Below are 16,348 nucleotides of genomic sequence, written 5' to 3' on the forward strand. Positions count from 1 at the left end.
ATGCCACACAGGCCAGCACGACCATCATGATGTGTACGAGGCCCAATGCCCGTGCCGTGCCATGCTCGATCTGCTCGCGAACAAGTGGTCGGCGCTTGCCATCGGGGCTCTGGAGGACGGCCCGCTCCGGTTCGGCGCTCTGCAGCGCCGCCTTCAGGGGATCAGCCCCAAGGTGCTCACCCAGACGCTGCGCCGCCTCGAAGACGCCGGTCTCATCGAGCGGACGGTCTACCCCGCCGTCCCGCTCCACGTGGAGTACGAACTCTCTCCCCTGGGCCACAGCGCGTCCGTCCCGCTCAGGAACCTGCGCCTGTGGGTCGAGGACAACCTGGATCTCACCACCGCGCCCGCGAAGCCGATGTGACGGCGCCGGTCCCCTTCCGACGCCGCCCGCCCCCCCCCTCAGCACCCTCCTCCACAGACGGCGGACGGAGAGCGCCCTTTCCGGGTCCGGGGCTCCTCAGGCGGCGGGGACGGTGCGGATCGCGGCGATGTCGAACTGGAGGCGGACCTTCTCACTCACCAGCGCGCCGCCCTCGGCCAGTCGGGCGTTGTAGGTCAGGCCCCATTCGGAGCGGTTGATGGTGGTGGTGCCGTCGAAGCCCGCCCGCTGGTAGCCGAAGGGGTCCGTGACGTACCCGATGTAGGTGAGCTCCAGGACGACGGGGCGGGTGATGTCTCTGATCGTGAGGTCCCCGATCATGCGGTAGACGTCCGGGCCCGCGACCTCCACGGCGGTACTCGCGAACCGGATGTGGGGGTAGGTTCTGGCGTCCAGGAAGTCCCGGCCCATCAAGTGGTCGTCGCGCTGCTCGACACCGGTCTGGACACTGACGGTGGACAGCAGGATCTCGGCCCGGGAACGGCGCGGGTCGCGGCCGTCGAAGTAGAGGCGGCTTTCGAATTCCGTGAAGGCGCCACGTACCGTGCTCACCATGGCGTGCCGGACGGAGAAACCGATCCGGCTGTGGGCCGGATCGACGATCCACTCTCCGGTGAGAGCCGCGAGGCCGGTATCCGGCACGGCGACGGCGCCGGACGCCGCCCGGGCAGGGGGGACCGCCGATGCCGCCTTGGCGACCGCACGACGAGAGGTACTGCGGCTGAACAGGTTCATGCCACCCGTTGTTACTTTCAACTTAGGGGGTGACGCAACCCTTGATCAAGAGGAGTTACTCAAGGATCTTGAGTAACTACCTACAGGTGCCCTCCGAGCGGGCCCGTCAGCGGCCCGCGCGAGGACGCCCGCGCTCGACGCGGGGCGGCGTCCACACGGCTGAATACGTCATCCTGGTCAACGCCCACTGATCACGACGATGTTCCCGCCCGAGGAGAAGTCCCCGTTGACGACCGACAGCTACTACGAGCCGATCGACGAGCACCGCTACAAGCCCACCGCACACGTCAGTGGCGCCTGGAGCACCGACGAACAGCACTTCAGCCCGCTCGGCGGGCTCATCGTCCACGCCATCGACCGCCATCTCGCCACCCGGCCGCACACCGGGCTGCTGCTCAGCCGGATCAGCTTCGACATCCTCGGGCGCCTCGCCCTCGACGAGTGCGAGATCCGGGTGGAGACCGTCCGGCCCGGCCGCACCATCGAACTCATCGAGGCCGTCGTGCTCATCGCCGACCGCCCCGTGGTCCGGGCCCGTGCGTGGCTCCTCGCCGCCGTGGACACCGCGGCCGTCGCCGGTGGCGCCGAGGACCGGCTCACCCCTCCCGAGAAGCTCGCCCCCTGGTCGATGTCCTCCCTGTGGCCCGGCGGGTACATCGCCTCCCTGGACTCCCGTCCGCTCGCGCCACCCCGGCCGGGCCGGGCGACCGTCTGGGTCTCCACCCCGCTCGCCCTCGTGGCCGGGCAGACCAGCACCCCGCTGGCCTCGTACGTCACGCTCGTCGACACCGCCAACGGGATCGCCGTACGACAGCCGCCCACCGCCTGGATGTTCCCCAACGTCGACCTGACCCTCCACCTCCACCGCCAGCCCGAGGGCGGCTGGGCCGGGCTGGACACCACGGTCACCTTCGGTCCCACCGGCCAGGGCATCACCAGCACCGTGCTGCACGACCTGCGCGGTCCGATCGGACACGCCCAGCAGATCCTCACCGTCCGCCCCCTGCCCGGCGCCTGACCTCGTGCGACACATGCCGCCACCGGCGAGGTGGCGGCCCTCCCTGTACGATGACGCGGCAAGCAACGAACCACTCTGCCTGACGCAGAGCTGGCGCGACCGCTCGGCGGCCGCGGTCTTCTGCCTCCTCATCGGCGCGGACCCGGTATCTACCCCGGTCCAGCGCGAGAGGACAGCTCTCGGCGCACTCCGGCATGCCGGCCCGGGTGCGCTACCAGGCGGCGGAAAGGCGTCGGCCGTGGCATCCGCGGTCTCCAGCACCACCCCTCCTCCCGCACAGCGCGCCGGCTACCGGCACCTGCTGCGCACACCGGGCGCATGGACCTTCCTGCTGCCCGGCTTCGCCGCCCGGCAGCCGTTCGCGATGCTGACGATCAGCATCGTGCTGCTGCTGCGCCACACCACCGGGTCGTACGGGCTCGCCGGTGCGGTCGCGGCCGTCACCGGCGTGTCCATGGCGCTGTTCGCGCCCCAGAGCGGCAAGCTGGCCGACCGCCACGGGCAGAGCGCGGTCCTGGTGCCGGGTGTGCTGCTCCACGCGGCGGCCGCCGCCCTGCTGACGGCGCTCGCCCTGGCCCACGCGCCACTGTGGGCGCTGATCGCCGCCGCGGTGCCGACGGGCGCTTCCGTCCCGCAGGTCGGGCCCATGGTGCGGGCCCGCTGGGCGGCCGCCCTCGGGGACGGCGCTCTCGGGGACGGCGCCCCGGGCGGATCCGGGCCGCGTGCGGGGCGCCATCCGCTGCTGGCGACCGCCGCCGCGTTCGAGTCCGTGACGGACGAGCTGACGTTCGTCATCGGCCCCGTGCTCGCCACCGGTTTGAGCACCGGTGTGCACCCGGCGTCCGGCCTGATCGCGGAGGCGGCGCTGACGCTGGTGGGCGGACTGCTCTTCGCGGCCCAGCGCCGTACCGCGCCGCCGCTGAGCGCGGCGCGGGCGGACACCCGCGAGCGGCCCGCCTCGGCGCTGTCCGTACCGGGCGTACGGGTCCTGGCCGTGGCCTTCCTGGGCGTCGGCTCGGTCTTCGGCGGGATGCAGGTCGCCCTGACCGCCTTCGCCCAGGAACACGGCCAACCGGCCCTGAATGGTGTGCTGTACGGCGTCTTCGCGGCGGGCAACATGCTCGCGGGCGTGGCCTGTGGCGCCATCGCCTGGCGCACCTCCCCCCGGCGGCGGCTGCTGACCTCCTACGCCGCGCTGACGCTGATCTGCTCAACGCTGTGGGCGGTGTCCGCGCCGCTGCCGCTGGGCGGGCTGGGACTGCTGGCGGGCCTGTGCATCGCACCGGCGCTGATCACCGGGTACAGCCTGGTGGAGGCCCTGGTCCCGGCCACGTCCCGGACCGAGGCGTTCACCTGGCTGACCGGTTCGGTCGCGCTGGGGCAGGCCGCGGCGGTGACGGCGGCCGGACAGCTGGCGGACGGTTACGGCGCGAGCGCCGCCTTCACGGTGCCGCTTGTCGGCACGGCGCTGGCCCTGCTGACGGTGGTATCCCTGCGGGCCCGGATCGCGCCGCGCGGCGTCTCCACGGCGATACGCCATGAGCAGCGCACCGCCGAAACCCACTCCGCGTCACTCCAGACGGCGGACACCCCCTGAGCGACATCCGGCCGTACGGTCCCGGCACGCCCTCACGCGAACGTCACCTCCGCCGTGGCGTGCCGGGCCTCCCGGTGGGTGGCGATGCGCAGGTCGGCGCCGCTGCCGGAGGGTGTGCCGGACGCCAGGAGGTGTTCCCCGGCGAACAGCGGCCGCCGCAGTCGATAGGACAGCGAGGCCACCCGCCGTGCCGGGGCGTGGCGGCGGACGAGTTCGAGCATGAGCAGGGCCAGCAGCGGGCCGTGGACGACCGGACCCGGGTAGCCCTCCTCCCCTTGCGCGTACGGCGTGTCGTAGTGGATGCGGTGGGCGTTGGCGGTGAGCGCGCTGAACCGGAACAGCAGGGTCGGGTCCGGGTGCAGCGGGAGTTGCCACGTCCCGTCGGGGTCGGGGGCGGCTGCTTCGTCGAGGGCGGCCGGGTGGTGGCGCACGGAGCCGCGCCCCGACCGGTAGACGATGTCCTGCTCCTCGACGAGGCAGGTCCGGCCACGCTGGCGGAGTTCCCGGCGCTCGGTGACGAACAGCAGCTCCCCCGTGCTCCCGTGTTTGGCCGTCACCGTGCCCAGGCTGCTGATGCGCTCGGCCGGCTCGCCGAGGCGCAGCGGTTCGGTGATCTCGCACCGTCCTCCGGCGATCATCCGCTGCCGGTGCGGGATGGGCGGCACGAAGTGGCCGTCCCGGGGGTGTCCGTCGGTTCCGAGCTCCCGCTGGGCGGGCCAGTGCAGGAAGTGGAGCCAGTGCCACAGCGGTGGCAGGGGCTCACCGTCCTTCGCCACGGCCTCGGGCAGGTCGAGGACCGCCGACAGGGCCGCGACGGGGCCGACGGGCAGGGCGTCCTCGGCCGTGACCGGTCCCGGGGCCCAGGACGCGACGTACGAGCTGAGCGGGGGCGGGGTGGGTCGCATGGTTCTTCTGTCCCTCCTCATGCGTGAGCAGGTGGTCAGACCGGGAAGGGCTCCTCCGCCAGGAACGACGACACGATCGTCGCCGCCGCCGGGCGGCACTCCTGGAAATAGCCGTGCCGCGCGCCCTCGAAGATGTGCGTACGCGCCTGGGGGATGCGCGAGGCGAGCAGCGGTACGTTGGCCGCCGGGGTGAGCCGGTCGTCCGCGCCGTGCAGGATCAACGTGGGCGCGGTGATCAGTGGGAGGACGTCCCAGGCGTCGTGTCGATTGCTGGCCACCAGGTGGCCCCGCCGGGCGTGCGGGGGCATGCCGGGGGCGCCGAGGGTCGTATAGGGCCCGGGGTGTGCGGACCGCCAGGCCGGGGTGTACATCAGGTCGATCAGCGCTTCGTTCGCCGCCCGCGCGTCGGTCTGGGCCAGGGAGCGCCGCACCGCCATGTCGCGCTCCGTCGCGTGGGGACCGCCGGGCGAGGTGCAGCCGAGGACGAGCCGCCGGATCCGGTGCGGATGGCGGGCGGCGACCCACTGGGCGACCCGCCCTCCCATGGAGGTCCCGTACAGATCGGCGCGCTCGATGCCCAGGTGGTCGAGGACGGCGATCACATCGTCGGCGAAGCCCGGCGTCGAGTAGGGGTGGTCGGGCTTTTCGCTTTCTCCCGTGCCACGCCAGTCCATGGTGAGGGTGGTGTGGGTGGCGTGGAAGTCCGCCCGTATGCCGTCCCACCAGTGGTGGTTGTTGGCCTGGCCCGCCAGCAGCACCAGCGGGGGCCGTCCGGTGCCGTGGTGCTGATAGGCGAGGAGGGTGCCGTCCAGCGCGCGGGCGTGGCCGCTGACCTGCTGATGGACGTCGGTGCTTGCCATGGGTGTCTCTCGCCTTTCGGGCTTCACGGGTCGTTTTTCGGGGATCCGGGCTTCAGGTGTCTTCGGTGGGTGCGGCCCGCGTGTGCAGCCGGGCGGAGGGCCACCGCTCCTGGTCCACGGCCGAGGTGATCTGGTGGAGCAGTTCCCGGGCGACGGCCTCCACCGCTGGTGGTGTCCGCCCGGCTCTCGACGTCGCGAGGACGATCGAACGCCATACGGCGGGTGCGCTGAGCGGTGCCGCGCTGAGTGTGCCATCGGCCACGTCCTCGGCGATGCCCAGCCCCGGCAGGATCGTCCAGCCGTGCCCGGCCCGGACGAGTTGCTTCTGCACCCGCATGGAGTTGGTCTGCACGACGACGTCCATCTCGACCGCCGCCCGTCCGGCGGCCCCGTCGATCAGGCTGCGCAGGGCGTGCCCGGCCGCGGGCATGACCAGCGGATGCTCGGCGGCCCGCGCGAAGGGGACGGGCTGATCGCCACGCAGCCCCTCGGACGGTGGCGCGACCGCCCACAGCCGCTCGCGCACCAGGGGACGGAGGTTCAGCGACGGTGCGCCGGCCAGGTTGTAGAGCAGCGTGAGGTCCAGGTCGCCGTCGTCCAGCCATTGCTGGAGGTGCCCGGAGTACGCCGTCATCAGGCGCAGCTCGATCCCGGGGTGGTCCCGGGCGAGCGCGGACACCAGCGGCTCCGCCAGCAGATCGGTGGTGCTCTCCAGCAGGCCCACGGTGACGATGCCGGTCACCACGCCCGGGGTCGGCTGGACCTCGGCACGGGCGCGCTCCAGCTCGTTCAGGGCGCGGCGAGCGCGGTCGGCCATGATCGCGCCGGCCTCGGTGGGCCGCATGCCCTGCCGGGTCCGCTCGAAAAGGAGGACGCCCAGCTCCTGCTCCAGGGTGCGGATCTGCCGGGTGACCGCGGGCTGGACCAGATGGAGCAACTCCGCGGCCCGGGTGACGCTGCCGACCTCGGCGACCGTGACGAGTGCCTTGAGTTGTTTGACGTCCAACGCTCGCTCTCCAGCCATCCGCGCCCGGCATGGACGTATCACGTATTGCTATTTCACTGGCACGTCCATGAGTGTCCATGATGACACTGAGCTCGGAAGCCAATCCCGCCTCCCCCGTCTTCCCGCCCCGCAGGAGTGTCAGAGCATGAGCACCCTCGACATCGTGTCCGAGGACGAGCGGTTCATCGTCAGGACGGTGCGCGACTTCGTGGACAACGACGTCAAACCGGTCGTCCAGGAGCTGGAGCACACCAACACCTACCCCGAGGCCCTGATCGAGCGGATGAAACAGCTCGGTGTCTTCGGGCTCGCCATCCCGGAGGAGTACGGCGGCACCCCCGTCTCCACCCCGTGTTATGTCCTGATCACCGAGGAACTGGCCCGCGGCTGGATGAGCCTGGCCGGTGCGATGGGCGGCCACACCGTGGTCGCCACCCTCCTGCTGCGCTTCGGCACCGAGGAACAGAAGCGCCGCTATCTGCCGAGGATGGCCACCGGCGAGATCCGGGCCACCCTGGCGCTGACCGAACCGGGCGGCGGCTCCGACCTCCAGGCCATGCGCACCGTGGCCCGTAAGGACGCGGACGGCTATGTGGTGGACGGCTCCAAGACCTGGATCACCAACTCCCGGCGCTCCCAACTGATCGCCCTGCTCTGCAAGACCGACCCCGACGCCACCCCCGCGCACCAGGGCATCTCCATCCTGCTGGTCGAGCACGGGCCCGGTCTGACGGTCTCCCGCGATCTGCCCAAGCTCGGCTACAAGGGCGTCGAGAGCTGCGAGTTGTCGTTCGACGGCTACCGTGCCCCGGCCGACGCCGTTCTGGGCGGTGTGGAGGGCAAGGGCTTCGCCCAGATGATGAAGGGGCTGGAGACCGGCCGGCTGCAGGTCGCCTCCCGTGCGCTCGGCGTCGGCCGGGCGGCGCTGGAGGACGCGCTGGCCTACGCCCAGGAACGCGAGTCGTTCGGCAAGCCGATCTGGCAACACCAGTCGATCGGCAACTACCTCGCCGACATGGCCACCTCGCTGACCGCGGCCCGTCAGCTCACCCTGTATGCCGCGCGGGCGGCCGACGCGGGGCGGCGCGTGGACATGGAGGCGGGCATGGCGAAGCTGTTCGCCTCCGAGACCGCCATGGAGATCGCGCTCAACGCCGTCCGCATCCACGGTGGTTACGGCTATTCCACCGAGTTCGACGTGGAGCGCTACTTTCGCGACGCGCCCCTGATGATCGTCGGTGAGGGCACCAATGAGATCCAGCGCAATGTGATCGCGGCGCAGCTCGTCAAGCGTGGCGGACTGGAGTGAGGTGGAGGGGAGTGAGGCGGGCTGGAGTGAGGCGGGCTGGAGTGACGTCCGCTCGCCTGCCGCGCGCTCAGCCGCCTGCGATGACCTTGCCCGGGTTGAGAATCCCATGCGGGTCGAGCGCCGCCTTGACGGCACGGTGCATCTCCAGAACGGCCGATGTGAGCTCCCGTTCCAGACCGTCCCGCTTCAGCAGGCCCACCCCGTGTTCACCGGTGACCGTGCCGCCGAGGTCGATGGCGTCCGCGATGATGTCGTGGAAGGCGGCCTGGGCCCGCTCCCGGGCCGCCGTGTCGCCGGGCTGGGTGATCAGCAGCGGGTGGAGGTTGCCGTCACCGGCGTGGGCGATGTTGGCGATGAGCGTGTCATGGCGGGTGGCGGCGCGCTCGATCCGCGCCAGCATCTCCGGTACGGCCGCCTTGGGCACGCAGACGTCCTCGGTGAGCACCGGGCCCAGCCGCTCCAGCGCCGGATAGGCGAGCCGCCTGGCCGAGAACAGCGCGTCGGCCTCCTCCTGGTCCGTGGACTGCGCGGCCCAGGTCGCTCCCGCCTCCTCGAAACAGGCGAGCATGCGCTCTGCTTCCTGCGCACCGGCCGGGCCCGGGGCGTCCGTACGGCCGAGGAGCACCACGTCCGCGTCGACGGACAGGCCCATGTTCTTCCACTTGTCGACCGCCGCCAGGCAGTGCCGGTCGATCAGCTCCAGCGCGGACGGGGTGAGGCCTGCGGCCCCGATCGCGGCGACCGCGCGTCCCGCCGCCACGACCGAGGAGAAGTATCCGGCGACCGTGCGCTCGGCCTCACGCCGCGGCCGCAGCCGCACCGTGACCTCGGTGATCACTCCCAGGGTGCCTTCGGAGCCGACCATCAGCCCCGCCAGGTCGTACCCGGCGACCCCCTTGGCGGTCCTGCGGCCGAGCCGCACGAGCTCACCGGTGCCGGTCACCACCTCCAGGCCGAGCACATAGTCGCGGGTGACGCCGTACTTCACACAGCACAGCCCGCCCGCGTTGGTCGCCACATTGCCGCCGATGGTGGACCAGGGTGCGCTCGCCGGATCCGGCGGGTACCAGAGGCCCTGCTCGGCGCAGGCGGCCCGCAGATCGTCGTTGACCACACCCGGTCCGACGACCGCGAGGCGCTCCACGGGGTCGATCTCGTGGATGGTGTCCATGGCCTCGGTGGAGAGCATCACACAGCCCTCGACGGCGTTGGCGCCACCGGAGAGACCGGTGCCCGCCCCCCGGGTGACCAGCGGAACGCCGTGCCGTACACAGGCCCGCACCACGGAACGCACTTCCAGCGCCGTGCGTGGCCGCACCACCACGAGGGGCGTGCCGTGCGGCGCCCACTCCGCCTCGTCGTGGACGAATCCGGCGGCGACGCCGGGGTCCTCGACCATCCGGCCGTCCGGCAGCTCCTGCCGCAGATCATCGATCAACACGCCCGGTCCCCTGCCTTGTCGTCGAGCACGGTCATTCCGCTCGCACGGTACCCACCGCACCGACAAGCCGCGCTCACCGCCCCCGCCACCAGGACGGCCGCGGGCCGGTCCTTGCGCGAGAACCATCGTTCTCCTATGCTCGCACCCGAAGAGGAGAATGCTCGTTCTCCCCTTCCCCGCCCCGCTCCACCGCTCACAAGGAGACGCTGTGACCGACGCTCCACGCCCGCCGTTCCCCCCGTTCACGCGGGAGACCGCCGTCCAGAAGGTCCGGCTGGCGGAAGACGGCTGGAACTCCCGCGACCCGGAGAAGGTCGCCCTGGCCTACACCGTCGACTCGCGCTGGCGGAACCGCGCGGAGTTCGTCACCGGCCGCGACGAGATCATCGCCTTCCTCACCCGCAAATGGGCGCGCGAGCTGGACTACCGGCTCATCAAGGAGCTGTGGGCCTTCGACGGCAACCGCATCGCCGTGCGCTTCGCCTACGAATGCCACGACGACTCCGGCAACTGGTTCCGCTCCTACGGCAACGAGAACTGGGAATTCGACGACGCCGGTCTGATGCGCCTGCGCTACGCGTGCATCAACGACCTCCCCATCAAGGAGTCGGAGCGTCGCTACCACTGGCCGCTCGGGCGCCGCCCCGACGACCACCCCGGGCTGAGCGACCTCGGCCTCTGACCGACCGGCACCAGGAGAACGGCGAAATGATCAGTCCCGAGACCGCGGAGCTCCGGATCCTCGACGCGGCCGAGACCCTGTTCTACGGACGGGGGCTCCAGGCGGTGGGCATGGACGAGATCCGCTCCGCCTCCGGCGTCTCCCTCAAACGGCTCTACCAGCTCTTCCCGTCCAAAGGGGAGCTCATACAGGCGTATCTGCGGCGGCGCGACATCCGCTGGCGTCAGAGGCTGGCCGCGTACGCCGATGCCAAGGACACCCACGAGGAACGCATCCTGGCGGTCTTCGACTGGCTCCACGAGTGGTTCGGCGAGCCGGACTTCCGGGGTTGCGCCTTCAGCAACTCCTTCGGGGAACTCGGCGCCACCTCCTCGCCCGTGGCCGAGACGGCACGCGCCCATAAGGAGGCGTTCTTCGGGTACCTCGCCGAGCTGACGGCGGCCGCGGGCAAACCGCCTTCACTGGCCGAGCACGTGGGCCTCCTCGCCGAAGGCGCCATCGCCACCGCGGCGATCACCGGCAGCGCCGAACCCGCGCACCGGGCGAAAGAGGCCGCGCGCCTGCTGCTGGCGGCGGCATAACGGATACCATCCTGTCTTGTGCGGGGGTGGTGGGAGCGGGGCCGGGCGCTGGGAGCAGCCCATCCTCAGGCCGTTGACCTGGGGATCGCGCTCCTGGTCCAGGCGGCCATGACGATGCCGTTCGTGGTGCCGCGGCCACCCGATCTGGAACCGGCGACCTGGCCCGCGTACGGGCTGACCACACTCACCGTCGTCCCCCTGATCTGGCGTCGGCGCGCTCCCCTCGCCGTGCTGACCGCCATCATCGCGACGAGCGCGCTGTACAAGCTGGCCGTGGAAGGCCCCGGACAGCCGCTGCCCTACACCGGGCTCGTCATCGTCTACACGGTCGCCGTCCTGTCACCGCCGTGGAAGCGGCTGGTCACCGGGGGGCTGCTGGCGGTCGCCGTGCCGGTGTCGGTGTGGCTGAACACCCGGACGGCGCGCGAGCTCACCTTCTCCCTCTTCGTGTTCGCGGCGGCCTATGTCTTCGGGCGGCTGACCGATGCCCGGCAGCGGGCGAACCGGATCGAGGCGGAGCGGGCCGCCGCCCGCGAACGGGCCAGGATCGCACGGGAGATGCACGACATCCTCTCCCATGCGGTAAGCCTGATGATCGTGCAGGCGGAGGCCGGTCCGGTGGCGGTGCGGACGGCTCCGGAGCGGGCCGAGGCCGCCTTCGACGCCATCTCCACGACGGGCCGGGAGGCGATGGTCCAACTGCGCCGGATGCTGGGAGTGCTGCGCACGGGCGACGAGCCGGACCGCGCCCCGCGGGAGCCGCAGCCGGGCCTGGCCGGTCTGTCCGGTCTTCTCGACCGGGTACGGGCGAGTGGCCTCGAGGTCGCGTACGAGTCGGCGGGGGCCGTGCGACCGCTGCCGGACGCCACCGGGGCGACCGTCGTCCGGATCGTCCAGGAGGCGCTGACCAACGTGGTCAAGCACGCGGGAGCCCGTACCGTCTCCGTTCAACTCATCTATGGTGAGGGCGCCGTGGACATCCGGGTGCTGGACGACGGGCGCGGACCGCAGTCCGGTTCCGGCGGGGGCCACGGTCTGATCGGGGTCCGTGAGCGGGCCGCGGCGCACGGCGGTACGGCGGTCACCGGGCCGGGCCCGGACGGCCGGGGCTTCGAGGTACGGGTCCGCCTCCCCGTACTCTCCTCGGCGGAGGTGGCGCGTTGACGATCCGGGTGGTGGTGGCCGACGACCAGGAGCTGGTGCGCAGCGGCTTCTCCATGATCCTTGACGCCCAGCCGGACATCGAGGTGATCGCGGAGGCGGGCGACGGGGCCGAGGCCGTCGAGGCGGTGCGGCGGCACGCGCCCGATGTGGCGCTGCTCGACATCCGGATGCCGGGTATGGACGGTATCGAGGCATGCCGAGCGATCGGCGCGGACGGCGCCTGCCGGACGGTGATGCTGACGACCTTCGACTCCGACGAGTATGTGTACGAAGCGCTGCACGCGGGCGCGAGCGGCTTCCTGCTGAAGGATGTGCGCAGGGACGATCTGGTGCACGCGGTACGGGTGGTGGCGCGGGGCGACTCGCTGCTCGCGCCGTCGGTGGCCCGGCGTCTGGTGGAGCAGTACACCCGGGCGACCGCCCGGCCACGGCGGCCCGATCCCCGCCTGGACATGCTGACCGCACGGGAGCGGGAGACACTGCTGCTGCTCGCGCGCGGCCTGTCGAACGCCGAGATCGCGGCGGAGCTGGTGGTCAGCGATCACACCGTCAAGACGCATGTCGGCAACGTGCTCGCCAAGCTGGGACTGCGGGACCGGATCCAGGCGGTGATCTGCGCATACGAGACGGGCCTGATCACGGTCGGGGATCCCCCGCCCGGGGGAGCGTCCCGGCCCGGCTCCTCCCCCGCGTCGGCGAGGAACTGACCCCCCGAACACGCTCGCGCGGGCGATCCGCGACAGACCGCCGGTCACCAGGATGGAGCCATCGGGAGCAATGGCTCATACGGCGCCCATATCGCGCCCATAGCACTGGAGTTGACCATGCAGAGCACCAGACGCACGCTGCTGGCCGCGGCGCTCGTCCTGGGCGTCGTGGCGGGCCCGGCGGTGCCGCCGGCCCTCGCGGCCACCTCGTCCGCGGCGGTCCCCACGCGGTCCGGGATTCCGGCGCTGGAAGCCGCCATCGCGGGTCTGCCGACGCGGGACGCGACGGCCGCGCTGGTACGGGCCGGGGGCTCCGAGGGCGTCTGGAGAGGCAGTTCGGGTGTGCACGACCTGAGGACCAACCGGCCGGCCGATCCGGCGGGCCGCTTCCGCGCCGGTTCCGTGACCAAGGTCTTCACGGCCGCGGTCGCCCTGCAACTGGCCACCGAGGGCACGCTCGACCTGGACCGCAGCGCTCGTTCGTATCTGCCGGAGCTGATCCCGGCAGCGTACGGGAAGGTCACCGTCCGGCAGTTGCTCCATCACACGCACGGCATCCCGGCCCCTGACTTCCCCGGGGACACGGTCGAGGAGCGGTACGCCGACCGCTTCCGGATCCATGACCCCGAGGACATGGTCCGCTCGGCGACCTCGAAGAACCGCGAGTTCCCGCCCGGCCAGAAGCAGCACTATCTGAACATCGGCTACACCATCGCCGCTCTGGTCATCGAGCGGGTCTCGGGCCACTCGTACGAACACCAGGTGGCCCGCCGGATCCTGAAGCCGCTGGGGCTGCGCGACACCTATCTCCCGGGGGCCGATCCACACATCCTCGGCCCGCACAACCACGGCTACCAGACGATGCGGCTGGACGACGGCACGACCGGTCCGCGTGATGTGTCGGTGTGGGGGCCGACGGACGGCTGGGCGGCCGGTGACATCATCTCGACCACGGCGGACCTGGAGCGGTTCACCAAGGCCCTGTTCCAGGGACACGTGGTGCGCGGCCCGCTGCTGCGCGAGATGTTCACCCTGCCGAAGGTGGCGGACTGGGGAACCGGCGACCCGGCCGCGTACTCGGCCGGCCTCTCGATGAAAAAGCTGGGCGGCCGTGAGGTGTGGGGCAAGACGGGCAGCCGCTGGGGCTACAACACCGGCGTCGCCTCCACCCGCGACGGCTCGCGCACCCTGGTCTACAGCGTCAACTCCACGGATGCCAAGGGCCAGGAGATGAACGAGGTGGCGCGGAACATCATGGTGGCCGCCTACGGCAATCCCTGAGCGCTCGGGTGGGGAGCCCCGGAGCGTTCGGGGGAATGCGCCGGGTGGCACGCGTGGCGGCGGTGGAACCAGTCCGACCGCCGCCCGCGTCCAAGCCGTACCCCGCGCGCCTCAGTCCGCCTTGAGGGCGGTGAGGACGTTCAGCCGGGCCGCCCGGCGGGCGGGCCAGAGTCCCGCCACCACGCCGACGAGTGCGGCGCCTGCCAGGGCCACGGCGATGCGGCCCCAGGGGATGACCATCTCGTACCCCTGGATGCTGTCGGAGGCGAGCCTGCCCGCGGCCCAGCCGAGGAAGATGCCCGCGCCGATGCCCAGAAGGGCTCCGAAGAGCGAGATGAGGACGGACTCCAGGTGGATCATCCGCTTGGTCTGCTCGGGCTGGAGTCCCACCGCGCGCAGCATCCCGATCTCACGGGTGCGCTCGAACACGGACATCGCGAGGGTGTTGACGACTCCCAGGACGGCGATCACCACGGCCATGGCCAGCAGCCCGTACAGGATGTTGAGGAGCAGGGTGATGGCGTCGCCGCCGGCGGACTCGGCCAGGTCGTCGGTGTTCCGAAGCCGGATGAGGGGGTTCTGGTCGAGGGCGCGCTGCAGGGACCGACGTACCGTCTCGCCGTCACCGTCCTTGGTGTGCACCAGGACCGAGGTGTCCTCGATCTCCTTCAGATGGGGCTCGAGGGTGGCCAGCGGCATCATGGTGGCCGGGAGGAACTCGTCGTTGCGGTAGATGCCGCCGATCCGCAGGGTGCCCCTGCTGCCGTCGCCGTAGACCACCGGCACCCGCTGTCCCATGGTCCATCCGTAGATGTCGGCCGTAGAGGTGTCGATCAGCAGGTTCTTGCCGCCGTCCGCGCCCAGTGCCGCGAGCGACCCCGATACGAAGCTCGGATCGAGGAGGTGGCCGATGCTCGGGGCGTCCACACCGGTCAGGTGCACCTCGTCGCCGCCGATCCGGACGGCGCTCTGGCGCTGCGGGCTCGAGGAGGTCACGGCCGTGGACTTGGCCAGGGTGTCCTGGACCGACGCGGGCAGGTGGCCGCTGCTCCTCGACGAGATCTCGAAGTCGGCCGTGACGGTGTTCTCCGCCCGCTCGCGCAGCGATGTCGTGGCGGACACCGCGACCACCGTGAGGCCGGTGACCATGGACAGCCCGATCATCAGGGCCGAGGCCGTGGAGGCGGTGCGCCGGGGGTTGCGCCGGGCGTTGCGCGGGGCCAGCGTGCCCGGGACACCGAAGCGGCGCAGGAGGGGCCCGGCCAGGGCGATGGCCGGGCCGGAGAGCGCCGGGGTCACCACGATGATGCCGATGAGCAGCAGGACGGACGGGAAGAGGACGGTGGTCCGGCCCTGCTCGCCGCTGGACGCCGTGTACACCACGCCGAGCACACCGATCACGATCAGGGCGACACCGATGGTGTTGCGCCTGCGGAGGCTGCGGACCGGCGGGGGTGTGTGGAGCGCGGACATGGCGGCCACGGGAGGCACGGCGGCGGCGCGGCGGGCCGGCAGATAGGCGGCGAGCATGGTGACGACGACGCCCACCAGGAACGAGACCAGTACGGTGCCCGGGGCGACGACCAACGGCCCGTCGGGGAAGCCGGATCCGGTGGACGCGAACAACTGCCGGATGCCCATGGCCACGCCGATACCGAGGAGGAACCCCGCGGCCCCTGCGCACAGCCCCAGCAGGGCGGCCTCGATGAGGACGGAGCGGGTCACCTGGCGGCGCTCGGCGCCGACGGCCCGCATCAGGGCCATCTCCTGGGAACGCTGGGTGACCAGCATGGTGAAGGTGTTGCCGATGACGAAGATGCCGACGAACAGGGCGATGGCCGCGAAGACGAGCAGCACCTGGTTGAGCCCATCCGCCCCCTGGGCGGCCTCGGCCTGCTGCTGCTCGCGCAACTGCGCCCCCGTGCTGATCTCGGAGTCATCGGGCAGCAGGTCGCGCGCCTCGGCCGCGAGCCGCTGCTCGGAGGTGCCGCGGTCGGCCACGAGGGAGACACCGTCGTACTGGCCGGGCTTCAGCAACAGCTTCTGCGCGGCCGCGTCGTCGAAGAGCACCAAGGTGCCGCCGGAGCCGGAGGTGTCGTCGGTGCGGACGATGCCGACGAGTTTCTTGTGCAGCACCGGTCCGTCGACGGCCAGCCGGACGGTGTCGCCGACCTTGTAGCCGCCCTGGTCGGCGGTGCTGGTGTCCACCAGCACCTCGTCGGGTCCGGTGGGGGCGCGTCCGGCGGTCAGCGGGTGGCGGTTGTCCTCGCCGTCGGCCTGGGGGAAGTAGTTGCCCGCAATGCTCACGTCGTCCTCGCCGAGGGGGTGGCCGTCCTTCGCGGCCACGGCGGCGAACCCTTCGACGGAACCGGTCACGGACGCCACTCCGGGCAGCCGTTGCAGACGCCGCAGCGTGTCCTCCCCCACGGTTCCGGGCTCGCCGGCCTTCTCGTCGAACGGCGGGGTGGCCTGGACCGAGACATTGCGCAGGGCGGTGAGGGAGCGCTCCTTGTAGGCGTTGCCGACGGTGTCGGTGAAGACGAGGGTGCCCACGACGAAGGCGACGCCGAGCAGAACGGCGAGCATGGTCATCAGCAGGCGGGCTTTGTGCGCGAGGACGTTGCGCAAGGCGGTGCGGAACACGGGCGGCCTTCCGGGAGGGTGCCGGGTGAGGGGTGCT

At 71.5% G+C, this 16,348-nt stretch carries 15 protein-coding genes; 9 read left to right on the forward strand and 6 right to left on the reverse strand.

The genetic code is table 11. The features are described 5' to 3' along the window. The first annotated feature begins 31 nt into the window (after window positions 1–31). On the forward strand, window positions 32–364 hold the full coding sequence (locus STRVI_RS25210; protein WP_228052623.1) for a winged helix-turn-helix transcriptional regulator: 333 nt from the start codon (window positions 32–34) through the stop codon (window positions 362–364). A gap of 96 nt (window positions 365–460) precedes the next feature. Here STRVI_RS25210 and STRVI_RS25215 read toward each other — a convergent pair whose 3' ends face one another. Continuing rightward, window positions 461–1,117, reverse strand: a complete 657-nt coding sequence (locus STRVI_RS25215; protein WP_014058458.1) for a YceI family protein — start codon at window positions 1,115–1,117, stop codon at window positions 461–463. A 199-nt stretch (window positions 1,118–1,316) separates the two neighbouring features. Between STRVI_RS25215 and STRVI_RS25220 the strand changes: the two genes are divergently transcribed. Beyond that, window positions 1,317–2,135 (forward strand): thioesterase family protein, encoded by an 819-nt coding sequence (locus STRVI_RS25220; protein WP_014058459.1) that lies wholly within the window; start codon window positions 1,317–1,319, stop codon window positions 2,133–2,135. A 238-nt stretch (window positions 2,136–2,373) separates the two neighbouring features. After that, on the forward strand, window positions 2,374–3,732 hold the full coding sequence (locus STRVI_RS25225; protein WP_014058460.1) for an MFS transporter: 1,359 nt from the start codon (window positions 2,374–2,376) through the stop codon (window positions 3,730–3,732). A 32-nt stretch (window positions 3,733–3,764) separates the two neighbouring features. On the opposite strand, the gene STRVI_RS25230 is transcribed toward STRVI_RS25225, so the two are convergent. Genes STRVI_RS25230 through STRVI_RS25240 form a run of 3 tightly spaced genes read right to left on the reverse strand, consistent with a single transcriptional unit; the run spans window position 3,765 to window position 6,503 of the window. Then, window positions 3,765–4,637, reverse strand: a complete 873-nt coding sequence (locus STRVI_RS25230; protein WP_014058461.1) for a hypothetical protein — start codon at window positions 4,635–4,637, stop codon at window positions 3,765–3,767. 35 nt (window positions 4,638–4,672) lie between these two features. Then, complete coding sequence (locus tag STRVI_RS25235) at window positions 4,673–5,497, reverse strand: alpha/beta fold hydrolase (protein WP_014058462.1); 825 nt, start codon at window positions 5,495–5,497, stop codon at window positions 4,673–4,675. Between the two features lie 52 nt (window positions 5,498–5,549). Further along, window positions 5,550–6,503 (reverse strand): LysR family transcriptional regulator, encoded by a 954-nt coding sequence (locus STRVI_RS25240; RefSeq protein ID WP_014058463.1) that lies wholly within the window; start codon window positions 6,501–6,503, stop codon window positions 5,550–5,552. A 145-nt stretch (window positions 6,504–6,648) separates the two neighbouring features. On the opposite strand from STRVI_RS25240, the gene STRVI_RS25245 reads away from it, so the two are divergent. Further along, window positions 6,649–7,812, forward strand: coding sequence for an acyl-CoA dehydrogenase family protein (locus tag STRVI_RS25245; protein WP_014058464.1), 1,164 nt, complete (start codon window positions 6,649–6,651; stop codon window positions 7,810–7,812). A 67-nt stretch (window positions 7,813–7,879) separates the two neighbouring features. Here STRVI_RS25245 and STRVI_RS25250 read toward each other — a convergent pair whose 3' ends face one another. Beyond that, window positions 7,880–9,211, reverse strand: coding sequence for an FAD-binding oxidoreductase (locus STRVI_RS25250; protein ID WP_215490705.1), 1,332 nt, complete (start codon window positions 9,209–9,211; stop codon window positions 7,880–7,882). A 250-nt stretch (window positions 9,212–9,461) separates the two neighbouring features. Between STRVI_RS25250 and STRVI_RS25255 the strand changes: the two genes are divergently transcribed. The 5 genes from STRVI_RS25255 to STRVI_RS25275 all read left to right on the forward strand — a co-directional run bounded on the left by STRVI_RS25255 (window position 9,462) and on the right by STRVI_RS25275 (window position 13,668). Next, a complete protein-coding gene (locus STRVI_RS25255; RefSeq protein ID WP_014058466.1) occupies window positions 9,462–9,935 on the forward strand; it encodes a DUF1348 family protein in 474 nt (157 codons plus the stop codon). Between the two features lie 26 nt (window positions 9,936–9,961). Further along, on the forward strand, window positions 9,962–10,516 hold the full coding sequence (locus STRVI_RS25260) for a TetR/AcrR family transcriptional regulator (RefSeq protein WP_014058467.1): 555 nt from the start codon (window positions 9,962–9,964) through the stop codon (window positions 10,514–10,516). A gap of 18 nt (window positions 10,517–10,534) precedes the next feature. After that, window positions 10,535–11,680, forward strand: a complete 1,146-nt coding sequence (locus tag STRVI_RS25265; RefSeq protein ID WP_435532590.1) for a sensor histidine kinase — start codon at window positions 10,535–10,537, stop codon at window positions 11,678–11,680. Next, window positions 11,677–12,387, forward strand: coding sequence for a response regulator (locus tag STRVI_RS25270; protein WP_014058469.1), 711 nt, complete (start codon window positions 11,677–11,679; stop codon window positions 12,385–12,387). The genes STRVI_RS25265 and STRVI_RS25270 overlap by 4 nt, the downstream gene beginning before the upstream one ends. Window positions 12,388–12,504: 117 nt before the next feature. Next, on the forward strand, window positions 12,505–13,668 hold the full coding sequence (locus STRVI_RS25275; protein ID WP_014058470.1) for a serine hydrolase domain-containing protein: 1,164 nt from the start codon (window positions 12,505–12,507) through the stop codon (window positions 13,666–13,668). Between the two features lie 111 nt (window positions 13,669–13,779). On the opposite strand, the gene STRVI_RS25280 is transcribed toward STRVI_RS25275, so the two are convergent. Next, window positions 13,780–16,311: an ABC transporter permease gene (locus STRVI_RS25280; protein ID WP_014058471.1), complete on the reverse strand. Its 2,532-nt coding sequence runs from the start codon at window positions 16,309–16,311 to the stop codon at window positions 13,780–13,782. Between the last annotated feature and the right edge of the window lie 37 nt (window positions 16,312–16,348).

Origin of the sequence: Streptomyces violaceusniger Tu 4113, from assembly GCF_000147815.2 — a bacterium.
GTDB classification, from domain to species: Bacteria; Actinomycetota; Actinomycetes; order Streptomycetales; family Streptomycetaceae; genus Streptomyces; species Streptomyces violaceusniger_A.

What these genes read in the sequence shown, in the direction of transcription:
- STRVI_RS25215 (WP_014058458.1), bottom strand. Translation starts at nt 1,117, where the DNA reads ATGAACCTGTTCAGCCGCAGTACCTCTCGTCGTGCGGTCGCCAAGGCG.
- STRVI_RS25220 (WP_014058459.1), top strand. Translation starts at nt 1,317, where the DNA reads ATGTTCCCGCCCGAGGAGAAGTCCCCGTTGACGACCGACAGCTACTAC.
- STRVI_RS25275 (WP_014058470.1), top strand. Translation starts at nt 12,505, where the DNA reads ATGCAGAGCACCAGACGCACGCTGCTGGCCGCGGCGCTCGTCCTGGGC.
- STRVI_RS25260 (WP_014058467.1), top strand. Translation starts at nt 9,962, where the DNA reads ATGATCAGTCCCGAGACCGCGGAGCTCCGGATCCTCGACGCGGCCGAG.
- STRVI_RS25235 (WP_014058462.1), bottom strand. Translation starts at nt 5,497, where the DNA reads ATGGCAAGCACCGACGTCCATCAGCAGGTCAGCGGCCACGCCCGCGCG.
- STRVI_RS25250 (WP_215490705.1), bottom strand. Translation starts at nt 9,211, where the DNA reads ATGGTCGAGGACCCCGGCGTCGCCGCCGGATTCGTCCACGACGAGGCG.
- STRVI_RS25245 (WP_014058464.1), top strand. Translation starts at nt 6,649, where the DNA reads ATGAGCACCCTCGACATCGTGTCCGAGGACGAGCGGTTCATCGTCAGG.
- STRVI_RS25230 (WP_014058461.1), bottom strand. Translation starts at nt 4,637, where the DNA reads ATGCGACCCACCCCGCCCCCGCTCAGCTCGTACGTCGCGTCCTGGGCC.